The organism is Acetoanaerobium pronyense (assembly GCF_017874355.1).
Classification (GTDB): Bacteria; Bacillota; Clostridia; order Peptostreptococcales; family Filifactoraceae; genus Acetoanaerobium; species Acetoanaerobium pronyense.
The window spans coordinates 1-3,360 of the sequence record NZ_JAGGLI010000065.1 but is presented as its reverse complement, the minus strand read 5'-3'; the positions used below and the strand labels follow the sequence as shown (position 1 = coordinate 3,360).

The window sequence follows — 3,360 nt, the reverse complement described above, 5'->3', positions numbered from 1 at the left end:
GCATTAGGATATCTCAATTAAAAATTGGTAAGTTAAAGAAAAAAATAAATATGCTTAGACCATAAAAACTGGGTCTAAACATATTATACGAGGAGTTTAGCAAATGGATAAAAGGAAAATTATTCACTCTCTTTTCAAAAATCGTGTAGCGATATTAGCAACGATGCATAAAAAGGAAGAAGTAATATCACCGATACTAGAAAATGAATTAGGAATTGAAATTGTTGTTCCTGAAGGATTTAATACGGATCAATTTGGGACATTTACTGGAGATATAGAGCGTATGGGTGATCAATATGATGCTGCTAGACATAAGGCAATGGAAGCTATGCACTTATATGATAAAACCTTAGCTTTTGCCAGTGAAGGGGTTTTTGGCCCACACCCAGTCATTCCATTTGTACCATTTAACCGAGAAATAGTAGTATTAATTGATAAGGAGAATGATATAGAAATTAGTGGCATTACAACCACAACAGAAACTAATTATGGTCATAAGGTAGTAAGAAACTTTCAAGAGGCCTATGAATTTTCCGTAGAAAAAGGATTTCCAGAGCATCGAGTTGTTATAAAAGTGAATCAGTTTACAAGTGATAAAAATCATATGATTAAAGGTATAACAAATAAAGCGGATCTTGAAAATGCGGTTGAATTTGCTCTAAAGAATTCTTATGATGGAGAAATATATATAGAAACTGATATGAGAGCATTATATAATCCAACTAGAATGAGAAGTATTGAGGCTGCTACTAATAATCTTATTAAGAATATATTCAATCTCTGCCCGAAATGTGGATGGCCAGGTTTTAAGTTGATAAATAAAAAGGAAGGGTTACCTTGTAGCTGGTGTGGCCTCCCTACTAAATTAGCACTGTCATATCACTACAATTGCAAAAAATGTGGATATACTGAAGAAAAATTATATCCAAATGGAGCAAAACAAGCAGATCCAGGAAACTGTCAATATTGTAATCCATAAATTATTAAAAAATTAAAATTAAAATTAAAATAAAAAAACTTGTTATATTACATTCATAATCAACAGATAAAATTTTGGATTTTTGTAAAGTTGAAACAGCCTATTTGATTATATGCTGTTTTTCATATGGAAAATAACTCTTCAAGATTTCCTAAATTGTATGTTTGGATAGTTCTTTTGATGAATGAGATAATACCCTTCGTCTGCATGCTTTTTAGTGCCCTTGATACATTAAAATATTCAGCCAAGGTTTTCTTTGTAAATTTTAGATTAATTACATCGCTATTCTATTTATTCCATATGTTCAAGCCCAGCATGTATATTACTATTGTGGGAAGAATTTTAAGAGTAAAGAAAAGGCCGCAGATTTCTGCTGCCACAAATGTTGTATACGAGATCGGTCCTGGCGTGATAAAGACTTAGAAGATGTAATCAAGCACTCAAAGGAGAGAACACCGCTTCAAAATGTACCAGTGTGGATCAAGGGCTTAATGGCCGGTGTTGAAGCGAGAGAATCAGCTGAAGATTCAAACGAATATTACTGATTTAAGCACCCACATTGAGACTTATACAAGTTAAAATAGTGGGATAGAAATTGAGTATTTACCCCGGTTACAGTATGATTTGTTAAATTGTATAAAAGTAATGTGATACCGCATGTGGAGTGCGTTGTAGGAATACAAAAGGTGGAATCTACGAAATAGCTGTATTTACTAGGATTCTGGACGATTTTCAGTTCACTAGAGATGGCAATGATTTTAGAAATAAAGTGCCTATTGGAGAATTGGAAGTTTGCATTGCTTTGCGAATTGCTTAAAAGTAGATATGAAGTTTATCAATAACCTGAATTTTATGCTTAAGATTCAGGTTGTTGTTTTTTATAATAATAAGGTTGAATAATAATTATAGAAATAGATATAAAAATATTATTGTTTCAGATGTTACTTATTGTATGTTGACTTATTGTATTCTTTTTAGGTATTATATGTACTAAGGTAGGTGAAACCATGGATATTATTAAAGTCTTTGCTGATAATGTAAAAAAGTATAGATTAGTTTTGGGTCTATCACAAGAAGCTTTTGCAGAAAAATCAGGGCTTCATAGAACTTATATAAGTGCTATAGAGCGCCAAAAGAGAAGTATTGCTTTAGATAATGTTCAGAAGATAGCGGATGCACTTGAAATTGAGACACATTTATTGTTTATTGACGGTGAGAAAACATTGAATGAATAGAGGTTTTCTTTTTATAAAAATCGAATGAGGAGTTAGGGAAGATGATAGATAGAGAGATATGTTTAAAGGATATTGCTGATTCACTTGCCTATCTGAGCAGGCAAGTAGAAATTTATAATTGTGTAAACTTTTATGATATTAATATAGTGGCAGAAGATTTTTACGCTAATTTATTAAATCTTATTTATGGATATAACCTGATTAATCTAAATGTTGAAGAAAAGAATGCGCCTGCTATCGATTTGGTTGATGATATAAATAGAATTTCAATACAAGTAACTTCGGATAATACTAGTGAAAAAATTAAAGAATCTATACGTAAATTTAATGAACATGAGCATTATTTAAATTACGATAGACTTATTGTTTTGATGCTTACGAAGAAGAAGAAATACAGGACGATATTTGATACAGATGGCAAATTTTCTTTTAATGCAACAAATGATTTAATTGACTATACTGATTTAATGAAGTTTATAAAAGCTAAAAGCACAAAAGATCTAAAAGAAATAAAAGATTATCTTAATTTGGAATTAACAGATAAAATGTTTCAAGAGAAGAATACTGAATCGAGTGAGATTGATACAATAATTGCATTAATTGAATATATTACTAAAAATCGAGAGCTTAAAAAAAATATTGATACAGTTATTGATCCAGAATACAAAATCAAAAAGAGGTTTAAAGAATTTACTGAAAGAATCGTTTCAGAATTTACGACATTGTTTACGCTATATGGTGAAGCTCTAGAAATAGTTAATGATACCTTAGAAATTGATGAAGCACAGGATATAATAACAATTTTCTATTTGCAAGATATTAGTATTAGATTTTTAGAACTGGCAAATGATAGTCCTATAGAAGCGTTAAAGCTTCTAGTAGATTATTTCGAAGAAAAAATGAGTGTTAATGGGAAGAAATATGATAGAGCAGCTATTAAATTTTATTTAGTAAATGAAATGATTAAATGCAATGTATTTCCAAATGAAAGGAGCGAGTACAATGATAGCAAGTAGTAGAAATTTTAAATTATCAGCAACGTACATAGGCTACTGTAACTGGTAAAATAAAATGGAGAGATTTCGGCAAATAAAAATGGAGAAAAAATACTCATAAAGTCTTTGAATCTTGTTAGAATACTTAAAG

4 protein-coding genes are annotated in these 3,360 nt (G+C 30.3%); all 4 read left to right on the top strand.

The window, feature by feature from the left end; translation table 11 throughout:
- The first annotated feature begins 103 nt into the window (after positions 1–103).
- Complete coding sequence (locus J2Z35_RS14420) at positions 104–979, top strand: DUF6671 family protein (protein ID WP_209662103.1); 876 nt, start codon at positions 104–106, stop codon at positions 977–979.
- Between the two features lie 126 nt (positions 980–1,105).
- Positions 1,106–1,402: a hypothetical protein gene (locus J2Z35_RS14415; protein ID WP_209662102.1), complete on the top strand. Its 297-nt coding sequence runs from the start codon at positions 1,106–1,108 to the stop codon at positions 1,400–1,402.
- A 584-nt stretch (positions 1,403–1,986) separates the two neighbouring features.
- Entirely contained in the window at positions 1,987–2,214 is a 228-nt protein-coding gene (locus tag J2Z35_RS14410) for a helix-turn-helix domain-containing protein (RefSeq protein ID WP_209662101.1), read from the top strand.
- 41 nt (positions 2,215–2,255) lie between these two features.
- Positions 2,256–3,230, top strand: coding sequence for an SMEK domain-containing protein (locus tag J2Z35_RS14405; RefSeq protein ID WP_209662100.1), 975 nt, complete (start codon positions 2,256–2,258; stop codon positions 3,228–3,230).
- The last annotated feature ends 130 nt before the right edge of the window (positions 3,231–3,360 follow it).

Excerpts from the sequence above, each read along its gene's own strand:
- J2Z35_RS14420 (WP_209662103.1), top strand. The coding sequence starts at position 104 with ATGGATAAAAGGAAAATTATTCACTCTCTTTTCAAAAATCGTGTAGCG.
- J2Z35_RS14410 (WP_209662101.1), top strand. The coding sequence starts at position 1,987 with ATGGATATTATTAAAGTCTTTGCTGATAATGTAAAAAAGTATAGATTA.
- J2Z35_RS14405 (WP_209662100.1), top strand. The coding sequence starts at position 2,256 with ATGATAGATAGAGAGATATGTTTAAAGGATATTGCTGATTCACTTGCC.
- J2Z35_RS14415 (WP_209662102.1), top strand. The coding sequence starts at position 1,106 with ATGGAAAATAACTCTTCAAGATTTCCTAAATTGTATGTTTGGATAGTT.